Source organism: Actinomyces sp. MRS3W (assembly GCF_032465695.1).
Classification (GTDB): Bacteria; Actinomycetota; Actinomycetes; order Actinomycetales; family Actinomycetaceae; genus Actinomyces.
On record NZ_JAWDJJ010000231.1, the window covers coordinates 1 to 20,717 of the forward strand.

A 20,717-nucleotide genomic window follows, 5' to 3' on the forward strand; every position below is an offset into this window, starting at 1 on the left:
ATCCCCGTCAGCGGGTCGCCGCCGTTCCAGGCCCCACCGACCCCGGTCGTCTCGGCGTCGACCTGCTGGCGCAGCACCCACTGGTCATCCGCGGTGCGGTAGGCCTCGAAGGCGCCGTTGCGGTCCCAGGTGTAGAGCGGCGTCGCGCCGGTCTCACCGCCACGGGAGGCGACGAGGTCCTCGGTGCCCGAGACGCCGCCGTCAGCGTAGACGGGGACGCCCATGCCGGTGTAGTTGAAGTCGTCGGCCCACAGGACCTCGTCGGTCGCCTCTGCGCCCAGGACGGTCCGCTCGCCGTCGGTGGGCAGCGGCGTCGTCCACTCGTTGCCCATCTGCGCGGGCGTGAGCGTGGACACGGTCGTGATCGAGTACGGCTCCACGATGACGGTGTAGACGCCGTCCACCCCGGCGACGTCACCGACATGCTCCTTGTAGTGGGCGTTGAAGGCCTCGCCCTCGTCGGCCGCCCGCGTGGTCCACACGGCCAGGCGGGAGGCGTCGTCGGTGCCGAAGCCCTTCGGGGAGATCCGGTAGGTTCTCGTCCGTTCGGAGTCGTTGACGAGGACCGTTGAGAAGCCGGACCCGTCCGGGGCCGCCATCGTCAGGTAGTTCGGCTCGCCGTTACGCCCGTTGACGGGGTTCGTACCGGTCGCCGTCGAGGCCGAGGCCTGCGGCACGAGCCTCCAGATGCCGGCCGTGTTGTCCTCGTTCTCCCAGCCGGTCGTGGCGAAGGACGAGAAGTGCTGGAGCACGGCGACGCCGGCGTCGTAGTGGATCCACCCGGACCACGGGTCCCTCGCCGAGACGATCTCCTTGAAGGAGTACTGGCCGCCCTCGTAGAAGGAGCCGATGGCCGGCTGGTAGATGACGTGGGAGCGCCGGGAGTTGACGAAGCCCTTGACGAAGGTGTTGGCCATCTCGAGGGAGGAGCCGGTGCCGCCCAGGCCGGTGCCCGGGGTCGTCGGGTCGGCGGTGTTGTTGCTCGGCCGGTGCGAGGAGTCGGAGAAGGTGGCCTGCCCCTCGGAGTTCCACACCTCCTTGTCGAGCTGCTCGGCGAGCCGCGTGAACGATCCCGCGGCGTCGTCGTTGGTGTTGTAGTGGAACGCGGCCACTGCGACGGCCTCGGCCAGGCTCGCGTCGGCCAGCATCGCGCCGCCGAAGGTGCCGGTTCCCACCTCGTCGGAGATGACGACCTTGATCGAGTTAAACAGCGCCTGCTCCTCGGGCGACTCGAAGCCCTGCGAGTCGGTGCGGACGCGGTCGGCGAACTCCTTGGTCCAGCCGAGGTCGGCCGCGTGCTCGTTGATGCCGGGGTTGACATAGTCGACCATGTAGCCGTAGGTGCGGTACGCGGCGAGGATCGTGGCCTTGTACCAGGCGTAGACCTTGTCGTTCGTGTTGGCCCAGGCGGGGGCGTTCCACCGCAGGATGGAGACCTGCAGCCGCGGGTTGAGGGCCAGGGCGTCAGCGGCGAGCTGGAAGCCGGGTTCGCGGGCCACGTTGGCCGGCTCGTTCTCGGTGCGCATCGTGGCCGGGTTCGGGCCCGTCGAGTTGTTGCGGTCGTTGCCCATCTCGATCTTGACGTGGTTCATGACCGGGCGGGGGCCGCCGAAGAGGACCTCGAGCAGCTGCGTGTAGGCCTCCGGGTGCTGGGCCTTGTAGTCCATGAGCAGGGCCGAGCTGGAGTTGCCGGTCAGGACGCCGAAGCCCTTGAAGGTGAGCCCGTTGACGTTCGTCGCGGCGATGTCCGCGGCGTCGACCGTGATGTCGGTGACGGCGTCGTCCGGGGCCGGCGGGTCGTCCGTGGTATGGGCCGGGTCCGCCTCGAGGACCTCGCCCCCGGCGACGGCGAACCAGGAGATCATGGGCGCCTCGCCGCTGGAGCGCACCCAGCTGAGCGTCACGTCGCTCGCCCCCTCGGGCACCGTGAGGAGCGTCGAGGCGACGACCTCTCTCGCCTTCTGCCCAGAGGCGGTGCTCAGCGTGGTGCCCGGCATCGGCTCACTGACCGCGTCGCCGTCGAGCGTGTACCCGAGGGTGGGCATGATGCCGCGCGTGCGCGACTGGGGCCCGGCGTAGAACTCCTTGTAGCCGGTGGTCAGGGTGTAGAGCCCGGGCTCGAGGTCCACCCGGTAGGAGATCGAGGGGCTGTTGGTACGCAGGCCGAGGTCGGCCTTGGGCAGCGCGGCGAGCGACTCCTCGGTGACGGAACCGGCGGGGTCGCCGCCGTCCACCGTCACCTTGACGTTGTGGTCGCCGTCGTACGTGTAGCCCCATGTCCCGCCGTCGGAGTAGGGCTGGTCGGGCTCGCTGTTGAGCAGGGTGGGGGCGAGCGTGGTGACCCCGGTGTGCGCGCGGGAGGCCACGCGCCAGGTCGACCACGGCCGCGACTGGGAGTCGCCGCCGTGTCCGGCGTCGACGAAGTACAGCAGGGGGTTCTCCTGGCGGGGGATGACCTCGACCGTGCCGGTCACCGGGGTGCCGTCGGCGGCGGTGCCGGAGACGGTGACGGTGTCGTAGAGGGTGTCGAACTCGTCAGTGGCGAGGTCCCAGGTGACTGCGCTGGGACCGTCCGGTGTCGTCACCTCGCTCGGCAGGGAGGTGCCCGAGGCTCCGGTGGCCTTGACGTAGGCGGCGGCGTTGACCTCGATCGGGGCGGGGGAGCCGGCGGCGGTGGCCGGCGCGGTGAGTCCGGGGCCCGTGGACGCCATCGCGAGGGCGGCGACGGCAGCGAGCTGGCGTGTTCTTCTCATCTGGGTTCCTGTCGGCAGTGAAGCGGAGTCCGGCGCGAGGAGAGGCGTCGGAGGGTCGCCTAGACGAGCGCAGCATTGCGCTCCTGATCCAAAATGATCGAAGACTGGGAATATGACCCGAAACTCAGACTACGCGGGAGTACTGATCAGGTGCAACCGTTTCCGGTCACATCGGATCGGTGAGTGTTCAGTGCTCGGTACTCAGTGGTCAGTACGACGCCGGCCCCGTCGAGTCGCGCACGACGAGGGAGGGGGTCAGCTCCATGCGGACACCGGGGCGGTCCGCGTCCTCGAGTCTGTCGAACAGCAGCTGCATCGCCGAGACGCCGAGCTCGCGCTTGGGCGGGCACACGGCGGTGAGCGCAGGGCGCGCGAGGCCGGCGAGCTCGTCGTCGTAGGCGATGACCGACACCTGCTCGGGGATCGGCACGCCCTTGCGAGTGAGGACGTCCACGGCGACGAGGGCGGCTTCGTCCGAGTGGATGAGGAAGGCGGTGGTCCCGGAGGCGAGGCACGTGTCGATGAAGGCTTCGATCCGCGCCGAGCGCTCGTCGTCCTCCAGGCCCGTTGTGTCCTCCCGGGGGGAGGCCGTGTCGAGGTCGAGGCGCGCGAGCATGGCCGACCACCCCTCGGCGATGAGGTGGCGCGACGGGATCGGCTTGTCCGTGATGAGCGCGATGCGGCGGTGCCCGAGCCCCGCCAGGTGGCGCACGGCGAGAGCCGCGCCGCTGCGGTGGTCCGTCACGACGGACTCGAAGGAGTGGCCCGACGGGCCGTAGGCGCGCAGGTCGCGCTCAATGAGGACGGTCGGCTTGGTGATCGTCTCGAGGTACTCGATGAGCCTCTCGCTGCCCGAGCCCTCGAGGTCCGGCACGAGCAGCAGACCGTCGATCGCGCTGTCCTCGGCCATCCGGCGGATGGCGAGCAGGTTGTCGGAGGCGGCGAAGGTCGAGCCCTGGAGCTGGACGCGGGCCCCGAAGCGGTCCGCGACGGTATTGATCCCGCCGATGATCGTGGGCCAGAAGAAGTCGAGCGAGGGAGTGACGACGCCAACCGTGATGTCCTCGTGCAGAGCGGGAGGGGTCGCATCCTGGTTCAGCCGACGGGCTCCCCCGCGCACCTGTTCGAGCAGCCCCTCCTCCGCGAGCATGGCGATGTCTCGTCGGATTGTGATGGGGGCTAGTGACAGCGCCTCCGCCACCTCAGACACGCGCACGGAGCCGCGCGAGTTGACCATGGAGAGGATGTACTCGCGTCGGCTGGCGGGAAGTACGCGATGGTCGCTCATGACTCGACTCCGATCGTCACAGTGAAGGTTCCGGGCTCGGCGGTATCCGCCACCCGCCAGGATAGGCGAGTGAGCGCTTCGCCCCATGACGAGCACAGAAGGGGATCGTCCAATACACGCTCCTCGCGCTCGGGCGAGTCGGCGTCGCTCCAGGTGATGACAGCTCGCCGCCCGCCGCCGAGAGGGGTGACGAGGACACGCCCATCCTCGACGACGACGACGTCGCCGGCCAGGAGGAGACGCTCGAGTGTGCCTGCACTCTCCGGGACGTCCTCAATCGTCCGCGTCCAGGAGTCTGTGAGGGTGATGCTGCCGTCCGAACCGAGGACTGCGTGGCGCTGCCATGTGCCCTCCTCCAGACCGTAGGCGGCGCTGAGATCCATGACCAGGCCCCGTGCGCCGCCGTCATCCTCGATACGGGAGGTGCTCTCGGCCCGGAAGTGAGGACCCGCATGCTGCTCCCGACCCCCGATCAGCGGCACCGAGTGCCAGTCGGACCGGTTGGTCCACACCTCGTAGCGTCTGGGTGAGAAGGACCGAGCGGTATAGGTGGGTTGACCGGCGTCGACGACGATCGGCACGCCGTCGAGCGCCACGATGATGGAGCCGACGTCGTTGTGATTGTGGTGCTCGTTGTTGTGCCCGCCCTTGATGACGAGTGCAAGTCCCGCGGACGTGTGGGCAGCGGGTCGGTCGAGACTGACCTGGATACTGGGCAGCCACACAGACGCGGGCAGCGGCCCCTCGGACCGGGCGCGGGCGTGGAGCCAGGCCTCGTCCGCGACGGCACGCAGTCGGCGGCCCAACCCGCCCTCCGGGGGCTGTATCGGCTCGGCGTCGTCGCGGCCCGTGAGCGCGAAGGCCTCGGCTTCGTCATCCCCAATGCGCCGGGCCCAGTGAAAGAGGGTGCGCCAGGGTCTCGACGACGCCGAGCGCGCCTGGGCGTCTGCGAACGACACGCTCCACGGTCCCCCGAGGTGCATGCGGTGCGGGAAGGCGACAACCTCGGCGAGCGGGGCGATGCCCGACGCGTCCAGGGCACCCCCGGTTGCCTCGGCGAGGAGCTCGAGCCCCTCGAGTAGGCGGCCGGCGCCGTTCCACCAGTACGAGCTGCCTTCGTCGATCGCCCCATCCGCCGGTAGGGCAGCGACATAGCGGTCCAACCCCTCGATGGCGCGGGCGACGATTTCACTGCGACGGGCCTCGTCCGCCTCCAGTCGCAGTGCGGCGACGATGACGTTGGACTGGATCCACGGGCTCCAGTTGTGCACGTCGCCGTCCAGGCCCAGCCAGTGCCAGTCCCGGCGCACGAGGAAGGGGTCGAGGACCCTCCTGCGTGCCTCATGGCGCACGCGCTCGCGTACGCCCGGCCAGGCAGCTTCGAGCGTTGGGCCGACGACGGCATCGGTCCAGGCGAGGAGAGCGACAACCTCACTGGCCCCGAGATCGAGGAAGGGGCGCGTGACGTCGGTGAGGACCCACCCGTTGCGCTCATGCACGTCGTCATGGGCGGGCCAGCACCAGGTGGACTGCTCGCACAAGCCGATGACGCCATTGAGCACCTCGCGCAGCAGATCCTCGTCGTTCGTGGCGAGCCAGGCGAGCACCGCTCGCGCGAGCCGTTGCTCGCGCGCCCAGGTCTGTTCCTGGTAGATGGTGCGGTTGCCGTCGTCGAAGTAGCGGGCGAAGTCGGAGGCCAGCGGCTGCGGCCACGCGCTGTCTGCCTCTTCGTGGGCCAGGCGGATGTTGGCATCCAGGGACCGCCGGGCGGCCGGGCTTAGGCCGCCCGGCTCCAACCCGAGGTCGAGTGCCTTCTCGGTCGGTACGAGGAGACGCTGCAGCGAAGGGGCATCGACGAGCCCGCCCCAATGGCGACGCAGCGGCCCAGTGAACGATCGCGTCATTGCGAGGTCCTTCCGTGGCACGGTTGGTTGCGCACAGCGAGCCCAATAGCTCGCAGCCTGCGGCTAAACATACCAAAACGATCAGTTACGATCTTGACAGCACACTGGTGAGCGGCTTGACTTGCTTGTGTCCGCGAGGATCCGGACGTGGCACCGTCGCCGTCGGCTGGAGGACCAACACAGCGCACAGGAGCGCAGATGACAGCGCAGATGAGAAGGACTATCCGGCCGACCGGGATTACCCGCCGTGACTGGGAGCACTGGGCCGACGACCTCCTCCTCGCCGTGCGCCCGTACTTCACGGCGCACCACGGTCGCCTTCACCTACCGGGGCCTACGAGTTCCTACGGCCGTGTTTCCGACGGTCTAGAGGGGTTCGCTCGCACCTTTCTCCTGGCGGGCTTTCGCCTCGTCGGGGCCGACGGGGCAGATCCATTGGGTCTGGCCGACTGGTACCGCGAGGGGATCGTCGCTGGCACCGAGCCGGGTGGTGATGAGGCCTGGCCGGCTCTGCCCGAGTGCGCTCAGGCGAAAGTTGAGGCCGCGTCGGTGGCCCTCGTCCTCGACATGACACGCCCGTGGATCTGGGATCGGATGACGACGACGCAGCGGCAACGGGTCATCGACTGGCTCGCGCCCGTCGTCGGTGACGACACCTACCCGCCGTGCAACTGGCTGTGGTTCCGCGTCGTTGTGGAGACCTTCCTACGCTCGGTCGGCGGACCGTGGTCCGAGACGGACATCCGTGCCGACCTCGCCGAGCACGACTCCTACTACGTCGGCGGCGGCTGGTTCTCCGACGGCCCCGAGCGCGGTTTCGACTACTACACCGGCTGGGCGATGAACCTCTACCCGGTTTTGTGGTCACACATGCACGGGGCGGAGGATCTAGCTGCCGAGCGCGGCACCGCGGACATTGATCGCCTTGAGGCCTATCTCGCGGACCTCGTCCGTCTCATCGGCGCCGACGGCGCGCCACTGTTCCAGGGCCGTAGCCTGGTCTACCGCTTCGCTACGGCAGCGCCGCTGTGGGCCGGAGCGATCGCCCGGTGCCGCGGCGTGAGCGCGGGCGAGCTGCGCCGTGCCGCCAGCCTCGTCCTGCATTACTTCCGTGTTCACGGGGTGCCAGATGCCGACGGGCTGCTCACTCTCGGTTGGTTCGACGCCTGGGAACCGATGCGCCAGACGTACTCCGGGTCAGGGTCCCCGTACTGGGCAGCGAAAGGCTTTCTTGGCCTCTCGCTGCCTGAAGACGACTCGGTGTGGACCGCCCCCGAGGAACCACTGCCGCTGGAGACGGATGACGTCTTGCGCGCCGTTGTCGCGCCTGGCTGGATTGTCTCCGGCACGAGACGCGACGGTATCGTGCGCGTCATCAATCACGGTACCGACCATGCCATCGAGGGCTCCTGTGTCGCCGATGCCCCGCTTTATGCGCGCCTGGGGTACTCCACTGTGACCACCCCGTGTCTCGACGCCGAGGCCGAAACGAACCCGCTGGAGATGAGCGTCGCGCTCCTCGACGCTTCCGGACGCGCCAGCCACCGGGCGGGGATGCGCACGACCGACCTCCACGTCAGCGGTGGCGTCGGAGTGGGGGCCTCGAGGAGCGAGGCTCATTGGCTTGTGCCCGACGCTGTTCAGGAGGGGCACGGCTCCGGGCTGTCCGGACGCGCCGAGCGGGCCGGTGACCTTGCCATCGTCTCTTTCGTGCGAGGCCCTTGGGAGCTGCGCCTGTGGCAGGTGCTCGAGCCGGATCGCCGTGTGAGCGCCGTGCGCCTAGGCGGCTGGGCCCTGACGAGCCCTGATGAGCTCCGGCAGGAGGTTGACGGCGCTCACGCCCTCGTTGCCGGGGGCGAGCTCGTCAGCGCCGTCATGGCCGAGGAGGGAAACGCCCAGATGGTTCGGCGTGAGGACGCATCCCCGCTGCCCGGGCCGACGCTGGTGCCGGTCGTGGTGGCAACGCCGGCACCGGGGCGCTGGGTGGCGGCGGCCGTATACCTGGGCAGGGCGGGGGCCGGGGAACCGCCCACCGCCCCTTGCTTACTGAGTCTGCGGGAGGCTGCGGGCCGTCTTGAGGCCCGTGTGCGCTGGCCGGACGGGGCGAAGACGGTATCGACCGCCAACACCCGATGAGGTCCGGGTCGGATGCCGAGGGGGCCCGAATATGCTCGGGAAACTGACAAAACAACTCAAATGCGCTCAGGAGAGTTCTTGACAGGACACTCGCGATCGGTTTGACTATTCCTGTCGCTGGGTAGTGGATCACTTCGATGAGGAAGGCGATAACGATGGTGCTGGCGCATGTCACGGGCAATAGCTCTCGGTTCGCACCCGCCCCGTCCTCCTCGACGGGTATAGGCACCCGTCCTCGCCCCGGTACCAAGGTGCCGGGAGGAGTGGACTCGTGATCTCCACGCGGCCAGCTGAACATCCCCATTTCGGCCCCTGCCGAACCAATGCAAGGAGCACCCATGTCACGTCTTCTCACGCGTCGTTCAATGCTGAGCGCCAGCGGCTCCGTCGCCGTCCTCGCCGTCCTGGCAGCCTGCGGTTCCGACTCCGGTTCATCCTCCGATGGCGCCACCGTCGGTACTGACGCCACGGTCGAGCTTACGTTCGCCGGCTGGAGCCTGGACACGACGCCCGAGTTTCAGGCACTCGCGGACGCGTTCCACGAGGCGAACCCGAACATCACGGTGACGGTCAAGGAGTACTCGGCCTCCGACTACGACACCCAGCTGACCAGCGATCTTTCCGCCGGCTCAGCCCCCGACGTCTTTCCGATCAAGAACCTCCTGCGTTACTACTACTATGAGTCCAACGGCCAGCTCATGGCCCTCGACGATATCGCCGCCGGTTACACAAGCGACTCCAACATTTCCCTGGATTACCTCAACGTTGACGGCAGCTACTACGCACTGCCCTACCGCCAGGACTCCTGGGTCCTCTTCTACAACAAGGATGCATTCGCCGCAGCCGGTGTCTCTGAGCCCGACGGCTCCTGGACCTGGGACGACTATGCCCAGGCTGCCAAGGACATCACCTCCGCAGGCGCGATGAAGGGTACCTACCATCACATCTGGCAGTCGGTCGTCCAGGGCTTCGCCCTAGCCCAATATCCTGATGCCGATCTCACGAGCGGCGACTACTCCTATCTCAAGCCCTTCTACGAGACCGCGCTCGACATCCAGGACTCTGGCGCTGCCGAGACCTTCGCAACCGCGCAGGCGCAGTCGCTCACCTACCAGGCGCAGTTCGGTACTCAGAAGGCCGCCATGATGCCGATGGGCACGTGGTTTATCGCGACTCTGCTCCAGCAGCAGTCCACCGGCGACGCCGACGACTTCTCCTGGGGTATTGCTCCGATCCCGCAGTACGAGGCGGGACACGAAGACGAGCCAATCACCTTCGGCGACCCGACCTCCCTCGCCGTCAACGCCTCCCTCAACGGAGATAAGGCGGCGGCCGCGAAGGCCTTCGTCGAATTCTCGATGTCCGCCGAGGGAGCCAAGGTCATGGCCGGAATCGGCATCACGCCCGCCTATCTCTCACAGGAGACCGAGGACACCTTCTTCGAGCTGGAGGGCATGCCGCAGGACGACCTGTCCAAGACCACGTTCTCCGTGCACGACACCCGCCCGGAAAACCCTGTCTCAGCGACCGTCAATGACATCCAGACGATCCTTAACGATATGCACTCCGCGATCATGACCGAGACCACCGGCCTGGATGAGGCCCTCAAGGAGGCTGCTGACACCGTCTCCTCGCAGGGTCTGACTGCGTGAGCCGGCAAGGTCCGTTCGGTGAGGGGACGCGGTTGGTTCGCGCCCCCTCACCGCGTGAAAGGGAGACAACCATGAGCACTGCTACCAGTGCGACGACCGGCCGACCCAACCGCAGCGGGTCCTCCGCCACGGTGCTGCGGCGCCGTCACACCATCGCGGGATGGTCCTTTATCCTGCCCAACTTCCTCGGCTTCGGGCTGCTCACGCTCATTCCCGTTATTGCACTTTTCTACATCGCGTTCTGCAAGTGGAGCGCCTTCGGGAGTCCGCAGTTCACCGGGTTGGCCAACTTCCAGCGGATGATCCACGACGCGACCTTCTGGACGGCGCTGTGGAACACGATGTACTACGCCGTTATCCACATCCCCCTCACCCTTGCGCTTTCGCTGGGTCTGGCTCTCCTGCTCAATCAGAAGCTGCGTGGCCTCGCCTTCTTCCGCTCGGCGGCCTTCTTCCCCTACTTCACGTCCATCGTCGCCGTCGCGCAGGTGTGGAATATGCTCCTGGCGCCGGAGAACGGGCCTGTCAACCAGTTCCTCAGCTCCCTCGGCCTGTCCGATCTGCCCGGCTGGACGTCGTCATCCACCTGGGCGATGCCCGCGGTCATCATCGTCGGCACCTGGCGCGAGATGGGCTACTACATGCTGCTCTTCCTCGCAGGTCTGCAAACCGTGCCGCAGCAGCTCTACGAGGCCGCTCGTATGGACGGCGCCAACGCCTGGCAGCGCTTCACCAACGTCACCCTGCCGTGTCTGCGACCCACCACCTTCTTCGTTTCCATCATGCTCACCATCGGCTCGTTCAAGGTCCTCGACCTCATCCTCGTCATGACTAACGGTGGGCCCGGTACTTCGACGCTCGTGCTTTCGCAGTACATCTACCGCATGGGCTTCGAACGTAACGACTTCGGCTACGCATCGGCGATTTCGCTGATCCTCTTCCTCATCTGCCTGCTGGTCACAGTCGTGCAGTTCATCCATAACCGTCGACAGGAGGATTGAACCATGGCGACTGCAACCGTCACCCGCTCCGCGTCTGGATTGACCGGCAGGAAGCGCCGGCCGGGCCGCATGGCCTCCGCGACGATCGTCCGCGTCATCCAATACATCTTCCTTCTGCTCCTCAGCGCCTTCGTGCTCCTGCCCTTCGTGTGGATGGTCCTGTCCTCACTCAAGAAGAACAATGAGATCTTCACGGCCCCGATCACATGGTTGCCCGAGCAGTGGCAGTGGCATAACTACGCCGACATCTGGGCCAAGTCCGACATGCTCACATGGTTGGGCAACACGGTCCTGCTCGCCGTCGTCGTCACCTTCCTCCAGGTACTCACCGGCTCCTTCGCCGCCTACGGCTTCTCGAAGATTCGCTTCCCCGGGCGCGATGTGCTTTTCATCGTCTATATCGGCACGATCTCCGTGCCTTGGCAGGCCTACATGATCCCCCAGTTCAAGATGCTGTCCGCGGTAGGGCTGAGTGACACGAGGCTGTCGATCATCCTCCTGCAGGCTTTCGGCGCCTTCGGTGTGTTCCTCATGAAGCAGTTCTACGACTCGATCCCTGAGGAGCTGAGCGAGGCTGCTCGCATCGACGGTCTGTCCGAGTACGGCATCTACCGGCGGATCATGTTGCCGCTGTCCGTGCCCTCGATCGCCTCGCTGGCGATTATCACCTTTACTAATACGTGGAACGACTACATGGGGCCTCTCATCTACCTACGCAGCCCCGACCTGTGGACGATCCAGCTCGGTCTTAAGACTTTCATCGGCCAGTACAACGCCGACTACGCCGCCATCATGACCGGCTCCGTCCTCTCTGTACTGCCCATCGCCCTCATCTTCGCCTTCGGTCAGCGCTACTTCGTCGAGGGCATCGCCACCACTGGGCTCAAGGGCTGACGGTGAGCATGGTGTCGCGCACGCGGCTGACGGCCCGCGACGGGACCGACAACACCGGCATCTGGACCCGGCTGGGGGCCTTCCTCTTTGCGATCCTGCGCCTGGACGCCGTCCTCGCGGTGCTCCTCCTGCCGGTCCTCGTCATCAGTCTTGGCGTGGTCTCCCCGCTCAGATCGTTCCCGACGCTTATCGCCGCGATCTGGTTGTGCTCGCCCGGCCTGGCGGTTGCCTTCGCCGCCTTCCGCGACTGCCCATCCCTGGCCTTCTCACCGCTACGGCGTCGGGAAGAGTTCGGTGCCGCAGTCACCGAGGGCGTCATCGCGGCCCCATACTGGCACGATGACGATGAGTCGGCGATGGCGCGTCCAGCGGTCCGGGCCCTGGGCGTTCTGTGGCGGCGGGCGCTTGTTGTCTCCCTGCCCGCCGCCCTGATATGCCTTGCTGCCGCCGTCGATATCGTCTGGGCCTCTCGGCAGCCTTTTGGCGTCTACGTCGTGCCTGCACTCGCTGTTGTCATCGGGCTCACGCTTGCGACGTGGCCGGTGGTGTTGGTCGGTGCCACCGAGCTGCCGCGGGCCCGGTACATGGCGCTGTGGCGCCTCGCCGTGGCCGCCGTCGGCCGCATGTGGTATCTCAGCCTGCTTGACCTTGCTGTCCTCGTGCTGCTCTACCTTGGCCTCATGGCCGAGCCTATCCTCGTGATTGTGCTAGGTGCGGGGCTTCTCCTCCACCTTGTCTGGGCCAACGCCCGGTGGACGATCCTGCCGGCCATCAGAGCCGTGGCGGCCGAGTCCGAGGAGACGACCACGTGCCCCTGACAAGGCGCGTGCCGCAGCGCATGAGAGGGGCCTGCGCGACCGCGCTGTGGCCGGAGGCCTCAGGCACGTCCGGCGTACTGCTCGGCGGTGAACTCACCAGCGACGGGGACACCTGCGAGGAAGTGCTCGACATCGTCAACGGCGCCGTCGCCGAGCCGGTGTAGTTCACGCCCCATGGAGCCTGCCGCATGGGGCGTCAGGAAGACGTTGGGCAGCGTCCACAGAGGGGAATCCGGGACGCTGACCTCGGGCTCGGTGACGTCGATGATTGCGCGGATGCGGTCCTTGGCGAGCTCTGCGATGAGGGCCTCCTGGTCGCAGATCGCGCCGCGTGCGGTGTTGATGAAGGTGGCGCCGTCCTTCATCATCGCGAAGTGCTCGGCGCGCAGCATATGGTGGGTGCGCGGCGTTGAGGCGGAGTGCAGGGAGACGACGTCGCTCGTGCGCAGCACCTCCTCCAGACTCGCCGGTATGACGCCGAGGCGCTTGGCCTCTTCCGCACTCAGGTGGCCCGAGCTGACCTTGATCGTGCAGTGGAATGGGCGCAGGTGCTCGATGATGAGGCGGGAGATGCGTGAAAGCCCGATAAGGCCGATGGTCGAGCCGTACAAGCCAATGGAGGGGAAGGCATCCCAGAAATCGGGCGCCTTGGCGCGGGCCTCTGTGTACGCGCGCCGTGTCGCGAAGATGTCCTTGGCGGCGAGGATGATCATCGCCAGTGTGTACTCGGCGACCGGTTCCGCGTTGAGCTGGGTCTGGGAGGACACGCGCACGCCGTGCTCGAAGATCTGTGGACCAACGACGTCGCGCACGGACCCACCGGAGTGGACAAGCATGCGCAGCTCCGGCATGGAGTTGAGGAGACTGTCGATGGATCCGGTCTCCCAACCAGTGACGAGGACTTCAGCATTGGCGAGAATTTGGTGCGATCCGGGGGTCTCGTGGTGGGCGGGGTCGGGATCGAGGACGAGGTCACCGGCGGCTTTGAGACGTGCGATGGCATCGGGGGTGAAGAAGGCTGTGCGGAACCGGTCCTTGACGGACAGGACAATGGATGGGCGATGCATGGGGCCTCCGAGGCGGGTCGACGGCATTGCCGTGGTGACCCGGTCAGCTTATCGCGCAAAACGATCGAATAGAATCAGGTGCGTTCCTTTACGATCTGACTGCTGCGTCGTACGCTCATCTTGAGTCGAGCCGCGTGCCGACGCGCGGTGCAAGGAGACACCATGGCGACGAAACGAGCACTCATCCTCGCCGGACGGGGCCGCTACGAGGACCCTTGGCACGACCACGCGGCGCTCTCTCACGAGATCGCTCTCCTCCTCGAGGAGATGGGCATTGGCGCCGAGGTCCGCTCGATGTTCCGAGATTCGTTCACGGACCTCGAAGAGGTCGACCTTCTCATCGTCAACGGGGGAACTGGCCGCATCGATCCCGATTTCGACGGCGACGACGAGGCCTGGGAGCCAGTGCGTCGCGCCGTCGACGACTATGCCTTCGCCGGCCGTCCGCTGCTCGTGCACCACCAGGGCATCAACGCCTTCCTCGACAACCCGCGCTGGCGCGAAATCGTCGGTGGGCGCTGGATCCGCGGGACGACCTATCACCCCGAGATCTCCGACGGGGTGTGGACGCCGGTGGCCGGCTCGCACCCGATCGTCGAGGGGCTCGGACCGCTCCACGTCTACGATGAGCGTTACACACTGCTCGACGTCGAACCCGGCTCCACCGTCATCCTCACCCAGTACGAGGCCGGTGCCGACCATCCAGCGGCCTGGGTCAACACCGCCGGCGGTGTGCGTAGCGTCTACGACTCGCTCGGCCACGATCTCAGCTCGATGCGCAACCTCGAGCGCCGCGAGCTATTGCGCCGCGAAGTCCGCTGGCTCGTCGAGAGCTGAACCACGAGTGGGCTTACAGGTGTGGCAGCACATGCGCGACATAGTCGGCTGCCACGTGCTCGGCGACTTCGGCCAAGGGACGATCCCAGATGTCGGTGTTGAAGATCTCGGTCTCCACCGGACCTGAATACCCTGCGGTCGCGATCCATCGTGTGACTGATTCGAAGTCGATGTAACCGTCGCCCACATACCCTCGGGAATTGAGCGTGTCTTCCTTGAGCGGTAGCACCCAATCGCACACTTGATAAGAGGCCAGGCGCCCTTCTTCGCCAGCGCGGGCAATGGACGATTCGAGTCGGGGGTCCCACCAGACGTGATAGGTATCGACAACCACGCCGACGGACTCTGGTGCGAAGGGTGCTGCGATGTCGAGTGCTTGGTCCAAGGTGGAGATGACTCCCCGGTCGGCGCAGAAGATCGGATGCATGGGCTCAAGGACGAGCCGTACTCCGTGCTCGCTGGCATAGGGGACGAGCTCTGCCAACCGCTCGCACACCCGCTCACGGGCTGCCTGGAGGTCGCGTTCAGCGCGCCCGGAGTTGGGTGAGACGGGCCGGCCCGGAGCGGGATTGGCGGGCAAGCCTCCGACCACCATGATGAGTTCGGATGTCCCTACTACCGCGGCTTCGTCAATGGCACGTCGGTTGTCCTCAAGCGCGGCAGCGGCTCGCTCAGAATCGAGCGCGGTGAAAAACCCCCCGCGGCACAGGGATGACACGGTCAACCCGGCATGGCGCACGATTCTGGCGGCCTTGTCCGCGCCGCACTCCTGCACGCGGTCGCGCCACAGCCCGATGGAGCCGTAACCGGCTGCTGCGGCCACTTCGACTGCCTCCGGAAGGGTGGCGTGCTTGAGGGTTGCCTGATTAAGCGATAGTCGGGAAAGATCGAAAATGTTCGAAGACGCCACGATGCTGCTCCGATCATTGCTTGGAAGTATCTGGTGCGATCACTATAGTAAACTATGGAACATTCAGGTAGCAGTCCTCATCGTCGAGCTGTCCCCGACCCACGTGCACAGGAGGCCCCTATGCCGGACATTGTCGTCTATCCGCGCCCCGCGACTCCTGTCGCCATGGTCACCGGTGGTAATCGAGGGATTGGGCGTGGTATCACCGAGGAACTGCTTCGCCACGGCTATGCGGTCTCGCTTTTGGCCACTCGGCCAGCACCCGTTGATCTGCTTGAGGAACTTCGAGGCCTGCCGGGCGGATCGGGGAAGGTTTCCTACACCCGCGGCAGCATTGATGACCTCGACGTCGGCCGCCGCTATCTCGATGCCACGCTCGACGCGTTCGGTCGGGTGGACCTGCTGGTTAACAACGCGGGGGTCGCCCCGAGCGTCCGGGCTGACCTCCTTGACGCCGGTCCCGAGTCCTTCGATCGCGTGCTGGGCATCAACTTGCGTGGCCCGTACTTCCTCACCCAAGTGGTCGCCCGCGAGATGATCTCTCAGCGCGACCGGGACCTAGCTGCCGTCGGCGTCGACACCGTGGCAGGGCTTCCGCCCCTGGACCGGCCCGCTGCCACCATCATCAACATCTCATCTATCTCCGCAGATACTGTCAGCATTGACCGTGGTGAGTATTGCGTCTCCAAGGCGGGCGTGCACATGGCCACTCTGCTGTACGCCGCCCGTCTCGCCCCCGAGGGCATCGTCGTCTACGAGGTTCGTCCCGGCGTTATTGCCACTGACATGACCGCGGGAGTCAAGGATCGCTACGACGTCCTTTTCGCCAATGGCATCTCGCCCATGCCTCGCTGGGGCACTGCGGATGATGTTGGCTCCGCCGTCGCCATGCTTGCCTCCGGTGCAGCACCGTACTCCACCGGCGATGTCATCCACGTCGACGGTGGCATGCATATCCCCCGCCTGTGAAGTTCGCACCTCCAAGCCAGGAAGGCCCGCCATGCCCGCGCAGTCAACCGTCCGCATCGACAACGTCGACGTCCCCCTCCTGTCCGCCAACACCGTCGTCGTCGGGACCGGGGCGGCCGGCTACTGCGCCGCTGACAGGCTTGTGCAGTACGGACAGAGGGATGTGCTCGTCATATCCGACCGCATCACCGCCGGGTCCTCCCGCAATGCCGGTTCCGACAAACAGACCTACTACAAGCTGACTCTTGGTGGCGAGGCAGGCGATTCCGTTTCGGAAATGGCCCGTACGCTCTATGACGGCGGAGCCATGGATGGCGATCACGCTCTGGTGGAGGCCGCGTTGTCTCCACAGGCTTTCCTGCATCTTGTCGACCTCGGCGTCGAGTTCCCCCGTAACCGCTTCGGTGAGTTCGTCGGCTACAAAACCGATCACGATCCGCGCCAGCGTGCCACCTCAGTGGGCCCCTACACCTCACGGACCATGGTCGAGCGGCTTGAGCAGAAGGTCCTTGCAGAGGGAATTCATGTCGTGGAGGGCCTGCGCATCGTCGACATCCTGGCGAACGACGGCGAGGCCGTCGGTCTGCTGTGCTTACGTCGTCGTACCACCCGCGGGGAGGTGGAATCGGGACAGTCGCGTTTTCTACTGGTGCGTGCCCGCTCCGTCGTGTACGCGACCGGTGGCCCGGCCGGCATGTACGCACGCTCGGTGTTTCCCCACGGCCAGTGGGGTGCCTCCGGGGCCGCATACCGCGCAGGTGCCACCGGGAAGAACCTTACCGAGTGGCAGTTTGGCCTTGCCTCCATCGCGCCTCGTTGGAACGTGTCGGGCAGCTATATGCAGGTACTGCCCACTTTTGTCTCCACCGACGCCGATGGCAACGGCGAGCGCGAATTCCTCACCGAAGCGATCCCCGACTATGGCCGCCAGCTTTCCCTCATCTTCCTCAAAGGCTACCAATGGCCTTTCGACGTTCGTAAGGCCCGTGACGGGTCGTCATTGATCGATCTGCTGGTCTACCGTGAAACGGTGATACGCGGACGCCGCGTGTTCCTTGACTTCACACGCAATCCTTACGGCCGTGACCTCGACGCCGGGGCGCTGGAGCCACCGGCGCGAAACTATCTGGAAAGGGCGGGTGTCCTTTTCGGCACGCCCGCGCAGAGGCTGCAGTCGATGAACCGTCCCGCCTACGAGCTATACCGCGAGAAGAATCCGTCGATCGACCTCATGCATGAGCGACTTGAGGTCGACCTGTGCGTGCAGCACAACAACGGCGGCCTCGCCGTCGATTCCTGGTGGCAGTCTGTCAGCCTCCCCGGACTGTTCCCTGTAGGTGAGGCGGCCGGTTCTCACGGCGTCTACCGGCCCGGCGGAGCCGCGCTCAACGCCACCCAGGTAGGAGCCATGCGCGCGGCGCAGTGGATCACTGCCCGCCGCACAGACGGTTTGCCCGATATGGCCGACTTCCTTGCCGCGGCGCGACCTGCGCTAGCGGAAGCCGCGGCTTTGCTCGACGCCGCTGCTGGGCGAGTCGCGGCGGGGAGGCCTGACTCCACCGGCTTGCTGCTCAGGCGGATCACGGGCCTCATGAGCGAGAAGGCTGGGCCGATCCGTTCGGCTGCATCTGTGCACCAGGCCCTCGCCGACGTGCGCGGTTACTTGGAGGGATTGGCGGAGGAAGCAGCCGTGGATGCGTCATCGCGGCGGAGCGTCGACCGTCTGTTCCTCCTACGCGACATTCTCACCAGCCAGTTCGTATACCTCACTGCCATGACGGACTACCTCGCTCATGGTGGGCACTCGCGCGGATCGGTGCTCTATACCGATGCCGCCGGCGAGCTCCCCGGGTGTGCCGTGGGAGTGGGCGGCGACGATACTGCGATGGCCGACGGCGTTCAATGCCACGCGGGCGAGGACAAACCGGGATTGCCGGAGGAGTTTCGCTTCCTGCTCGATGACGGCGAACTCGACGATCAGATTCAAGAGATCCGCCTCGGCCTGCAGCCGCAGCTTCAGGCGCGTGCTACCTGGCGCACCCGGCGCTCGATCCCGGACACGAGCGGCGACTTCTTTGAGAACGTCTGGCGTGAGTTCCGTGAGGATCACAACATTCGCTGACGGATTGGTGTGCCGGGGTCATGGGCGGAGCGAGGAGCGTCATAGGCGGGCGAGCAGGTCGGCGGCCTCTTCTTCGGAATTGTGCCAGGAGGGATCCTGGGTGAGCACGCCGTCGGTCAGCAAGAACCGCATCTCGGCGTCCTGCGGTGAGGCGACCTGAATGGTGATGGCGTGCGGAGCGTCGGCGCCGTTGAAGGCGCGCATGATGGGCTCGGCCTCATCCAGCGTCAGTGCCTGCTCGTAGATCTTCATGGCGGGTAGCCCGTCGGCCCCACCTACGCCGACGGCGTCGAGGGTCACGATGGGCTCACGCGAGGGATCATCGGTGCCGCCGGGAATAGCGGCGAGCACGGCGTCGAGCGGCACCGTGGACAGGTCCACGTCGGAGGTGGCGCTGATCGTCAGCGACGTGCCCGCGATCCCGAGATGGTTCTCGTAGGTCAACGGGGTGCCGTCAGCGGCTGCGGGCGGAGCGAGGACGGCATCGGTGGGAAGGGAATCCGTTTCACCGTGGCTGATTTCGATTGCCTCGTCGGTCTCGAGCGGGATGGTGATGGTGCCGATCGTGCCTTGATCAAGGCCGGTGGCAATGCGCAGCCGTTCGCACTGGAAGTCGAGTTCGGAGCGCGGGCGTGCGAGGTCGACGTCAATGTTCGTGGACAGTTTCTGGCCGCCCACTCCGGTGCCATTCCAGCCGATGATGAGTGTGGCGTGGTCCAGCCCCTCGACGTTCGCCGCCAGGTCTGCGTAGGCGGATTGGATGAGGGTGATCGCGTCGTCGACGAGCGTGTTCTCCTCAAGGGTGAGGAAGGTGCGTATGCCCCAGGACTTTCTCGATACCTGCTCGGTGTCGACATTCGGCTCGCTCATGACGGGGGTGCGGCCGGTGAAGTAGTCGGCGAAGGGCGTGGTGTCCGGCTCCGCCGCCGGTATCCGTTTCCAGATGCGCACACCGATTCCGGCGAGCGCCAGTGTTGTGCCAAGGCCGGTGAGCACCGTGCGGCGGCTGAGACCACGGCGCTCACTGGAGGCGGAGTTGTCGGAAGGCGGAGAGGTCTGGGAAGTCACCGTCGCAGGCTACGGACGGCGGCGCCTGTTTCTCAACGAACCTCTATGGGCAGTACTGCCCGTCGGGTTGTTGACCCGTCACGTGGGCGCGATCCCCGCTGTGACGCGTCGGCCGGTCGGCTGACCCATCTGAGGAGTCGATCGGCCGATGTCTCTGATTGGTGCAGTGAGCAGGCTGGATGACACCGGCGCAGAAAGAGCCGTGCGGTCCCACGCAGCAACCCCCTGACACACATTCGGGTCGGGCCCCGCAGCGGGGCTCGGACCCGAACCGCGTTGAGGGTCATGGTCGTGAGCACGGCGCTTGAGACGGTGTGCCGTAGATGTGAGTGGCGGGTTTCCGACGTGAATGTGGCGATGTGTTTCGGTGGCCTTGGCTCACACGCCGCGACCGGATGCCGAGGACACGGGGTAGCCGTCGAGTACGCTCCCCAACCGCCGAGAACGCTGCCTAGATGCACGTGTTCGTGGGCGGCCCGGCGTGTTCACGGGCTATCCCGCGTGCTGGCTCTAGGCCGACCCGACTGGCACGCGTAGCAGTGGCAGGTATGCCGACAGATCGCAGGGCTCCCCGGAGGCATGAAGCGCCCCGGAGGTCGGGGTCGGGGTGTAGCGGTGTGGGAGGCGACTTGGGCACGCCGGTCGCCGCCAGGGTCTATGGAACGCTACTTCGCCGTTGGGTACGCCAGTTAACCGTCCGCTGAAGGCCTGCGAGCCATACAGCAGACCCCGAACGGGCGCAGCAGACCGTGAAGTGGCGTAGTAGATGCCGCAGGGTGCAGGACGGGTACTGCCGTGGTTGTGCGGGCGCTCAGGCAAGGTTGGTGGCGGCACGGTGCGGTCCCTACGCGCCCGGGTGGGTCCCTGGGCGCCCCATGGTGGGGGCTGGCCTGGCAGCGAGCTCGAAAAGTGTCCATCTGTCGTAACTTTTGTGGCCGACACCGGCCAGTATCTTTCGGAAACCGTCTCTGACCTGGGCGAATGTGATGAAGGTTGTCGGCTCGCGCCGCCCTGCGGCTTAAAAGTTTCGACCAGTGGACACTTTTGCCACCGCCCCTTGCCCCTAAGGCCGCTGGCGTCCACCACCCACTTGGCCTGGAGGCGGCTGGCACGCACTGCCACCGGTCTTGAGGCGATCTGCGCCGGTTTTCGCGAGGCCACTTAGCGGCCGTCTCCGGCGGAAACGGCTCGCCATGTGACAAGACGCGCCCACTGGGTGCGTCAAAAGCTATGAGACTCACCCTTCCCAAAAGTCAGGAGACAGTGCAGCGCCCCAGCCGCCGAGCACGCACCCTAAC

General features: G+C 66.2%; 14 protein-coding genes. 8 read left to right on the top strand and 6 right to left on the bottom strand.

The window, feature by feature from the left end; translation table 11 throughout:
- The 3 genes from RWX45_RS08800 to RWX45_RS08810 form a co-directional block, all read right to left on the bottom strand.
- Positions 1 to 2,753 (bottom strand): hypothetical protein (locus RWX45_RS08800; protein WP_316023355.1); only part of this gene is annotated, 2,753 nt, incomplete at its 3' end.
- Positions 2,754 to 2,961: 208 nt separating this feature from the next.
- Positions 2,962 to 4,041, bottom strand: coding sequence for a substrate-binding domain-containing protein (locus RWX45_RS08805; protein ID WP_316023356.1), 1,080 nt, complete (start codon positions 4,039 to 4,041; stop codon positions 2,962 to 2,964).
- Positions 4,038 to 5,945: a heparinase II/III family protein gene (locus RWX45_RS08810; protein ID WP_316023357.1), complete on the bottom strand. Its 1,908-nt coding sequence runs from the start codon at positions 5,943 to 5,945 to the stop codon at positions 4,038 to 4,040. Before RWX45_RS08810 ends, RWX45_RS08805 begins: the two co-directional genes overlap by 4 nt.
- Before the next feature lie 198 nt (positions 5,946 to 6,143).
- On the opposite strand from RWX45_RS08810, the gene RWX45_RS08815 reads away from it, so the two are divergent.
- The 5 genes from RWX45_RS08815 to RWX45_RS08835 all read left to right on the top strand — a co-directional run bounded on the left by RWX45_RS08815 (position 6,144) and on the right by RWX45_RS08835 (position 12,446).
- Positions 6,144 to 8,081 carry a DUF2264 domain-containing protein gene (locus RWX45_RS08815; protein WP_316023358.1) on the top strand — a complete coding sequence of 646 codons (1,938 nt, stop codon included), beginning with the start codon at positions 6,144 to 6,146 and terminating at the stop codon, positions 8,079 to 8,081.
- Positions 8,082 to 8,419: 338 nt separating this feature from the next.
- On the top strand, positions 8,420 to 9,733 hold the full coding sequence (locus RWX45_RS08820; protein WP_316023359.1) for an ABC transporter substrate-binding protein: 1,314 nt from the start codon (positions 8,420 to 8,422) through the stop codon (positions 9,731 to 9,733).
- A gap of 71 nt (positions 9,734 to 9,804) precedes the next feature.
- Positions 9,805 to 10,734, top strand: coding sequence for a sugar ABC transporter permease (locus tag RWX45_RS08825; protein ID WP_316023360.1), 930 nt, complete (start codon positions 9,805 to 9,807; stop codon positions 10,732 to 10,734).
- A 3-nt stretch (positions 10,735 to 10,737) separates the two neighbouring features.
- Positions 10,738 to 11,628, top strand: coding sequence for a carbohydrate ABC transporter permease (locus RWX45_RS08830; protein WP_316023361.1), 891 nt, complete (start codon positions 10,738 to 10,740; stop codon positions 11,626 to 11,628).
- An 8-nt stretch (positions 11,629 to 11,636) separates the two neighbouring features.
- A complete protein-coding gene (locus RWX45_RS08835) occupies positions 11,637 to 12,446 on the top strand; it encodes a hypothetical protein (RefSeq protein ID WP_316023362.1) in 810 nt (269 codons plus the stop codon).
- A gap of 59 nt (positions 12,447 to 12,505) precedes the next feature.
- Here RWX45_RS08835 and RWX45_RS08840 read toward each other — a convergent pair whose 3' ends face one another.
- Positions 12,506 to 13,513 (bottom strand): hydroxyacid dehydrogenase, encoded by a 1,008-nt coding sequence (locus RWX45_RS08840; RefSeq protein ID WP_316023363.1) that lies wholly within the window; start codon positions 13,511 to 13,513, stop codon positions 12,506 to 12,508.
- Positions 13,514 to 13,675: 162 nt separating this feature from the next.
- Here RWX45_RS08840 and RWX45_RS08845 point away from each other — a divergent pair, with 162 nt between their 5' ends.
- On the top strand, positions 13,676 to 14,350 hold the full coding sequence (locus tag RWX45_RS08845) for a ThuA domain-containing protein (RefSeq protein ID WP_316023364.1): 675 nt from the start codon (positions 13,676 to 13,678) through the stop codon (positions 14,348 to 14,350).
- A 13-nt stretch (positions 14,351 to 14,363) separates the two neighbouring features.
- Here RWX45_RS08845 and RWX45_RS08850 read toward each other — a convergent pair whose 3' ends face one another.
- A complete protein-coding gene (locus RWX45_RS08850; protein ID WP_316023365.1) occupies positions 14,364 to 15,260 on the bottom strand; it encodes a sugar phosphate isomerase/epimerase family protein in 897 nt (298 codons plus the stop codon).
- Positions 15,261 to 15,380: 120 nt separating this feature from the next.
- Between RWX45_RS08850 and RWX45_RS08855 the strand changes: the two genes are divergently transcribed.
- Together RWX45_RS08855 and RWX45_RS08860 are read left to right on the top strand one after the other, a co-directional pair.
- Positions 15,381 to 16,229: a 3-ketoacyl-ACP reductase gene (locus tag RWX45_RS08855; RefSeq protein ID WP_316023366.1), complete on the top strand. Its 849-nt coding sequence runs from the start codon at positions 15,381 to 15,383 to the stop codon at positions 16,227 to 16,229.
- Complete coding sequence (locus tag RWX45_RS08860; RefSeq protein WP_316023367.1) at positions 16,186 to 18,351, top strand: FAD-binding protein; 2,166 nt, start codon at positions 16,186 to 16,188, stop codon at positions 18,349 to 18,351. The genes RWX45_RS08855 and RWX45_RS08860 overlap by 44 nt, the downstream gene beginning before the upstream one ends.
- A 39-nt stretch (positions 18,352 to 18,390) precedes the next feature.
- Here the strand turns inward: RWX45_RS08860 and RWX45_RS08865 are convergent, their stop codons facing one another.
- Positions 18,391 to 19,419, bottom strand: a complete 1,029-nt coding sequence (locus tag RWX45_RS08865) for a hypothetical protein (protein ID WP_316023368.1) — start codon at positions 19,417 to 19,419, stop codon at positions 18,391 to 18,393.
- Positions 19,420 to 20,717: the final 1,298 nt, after the last annotated feature.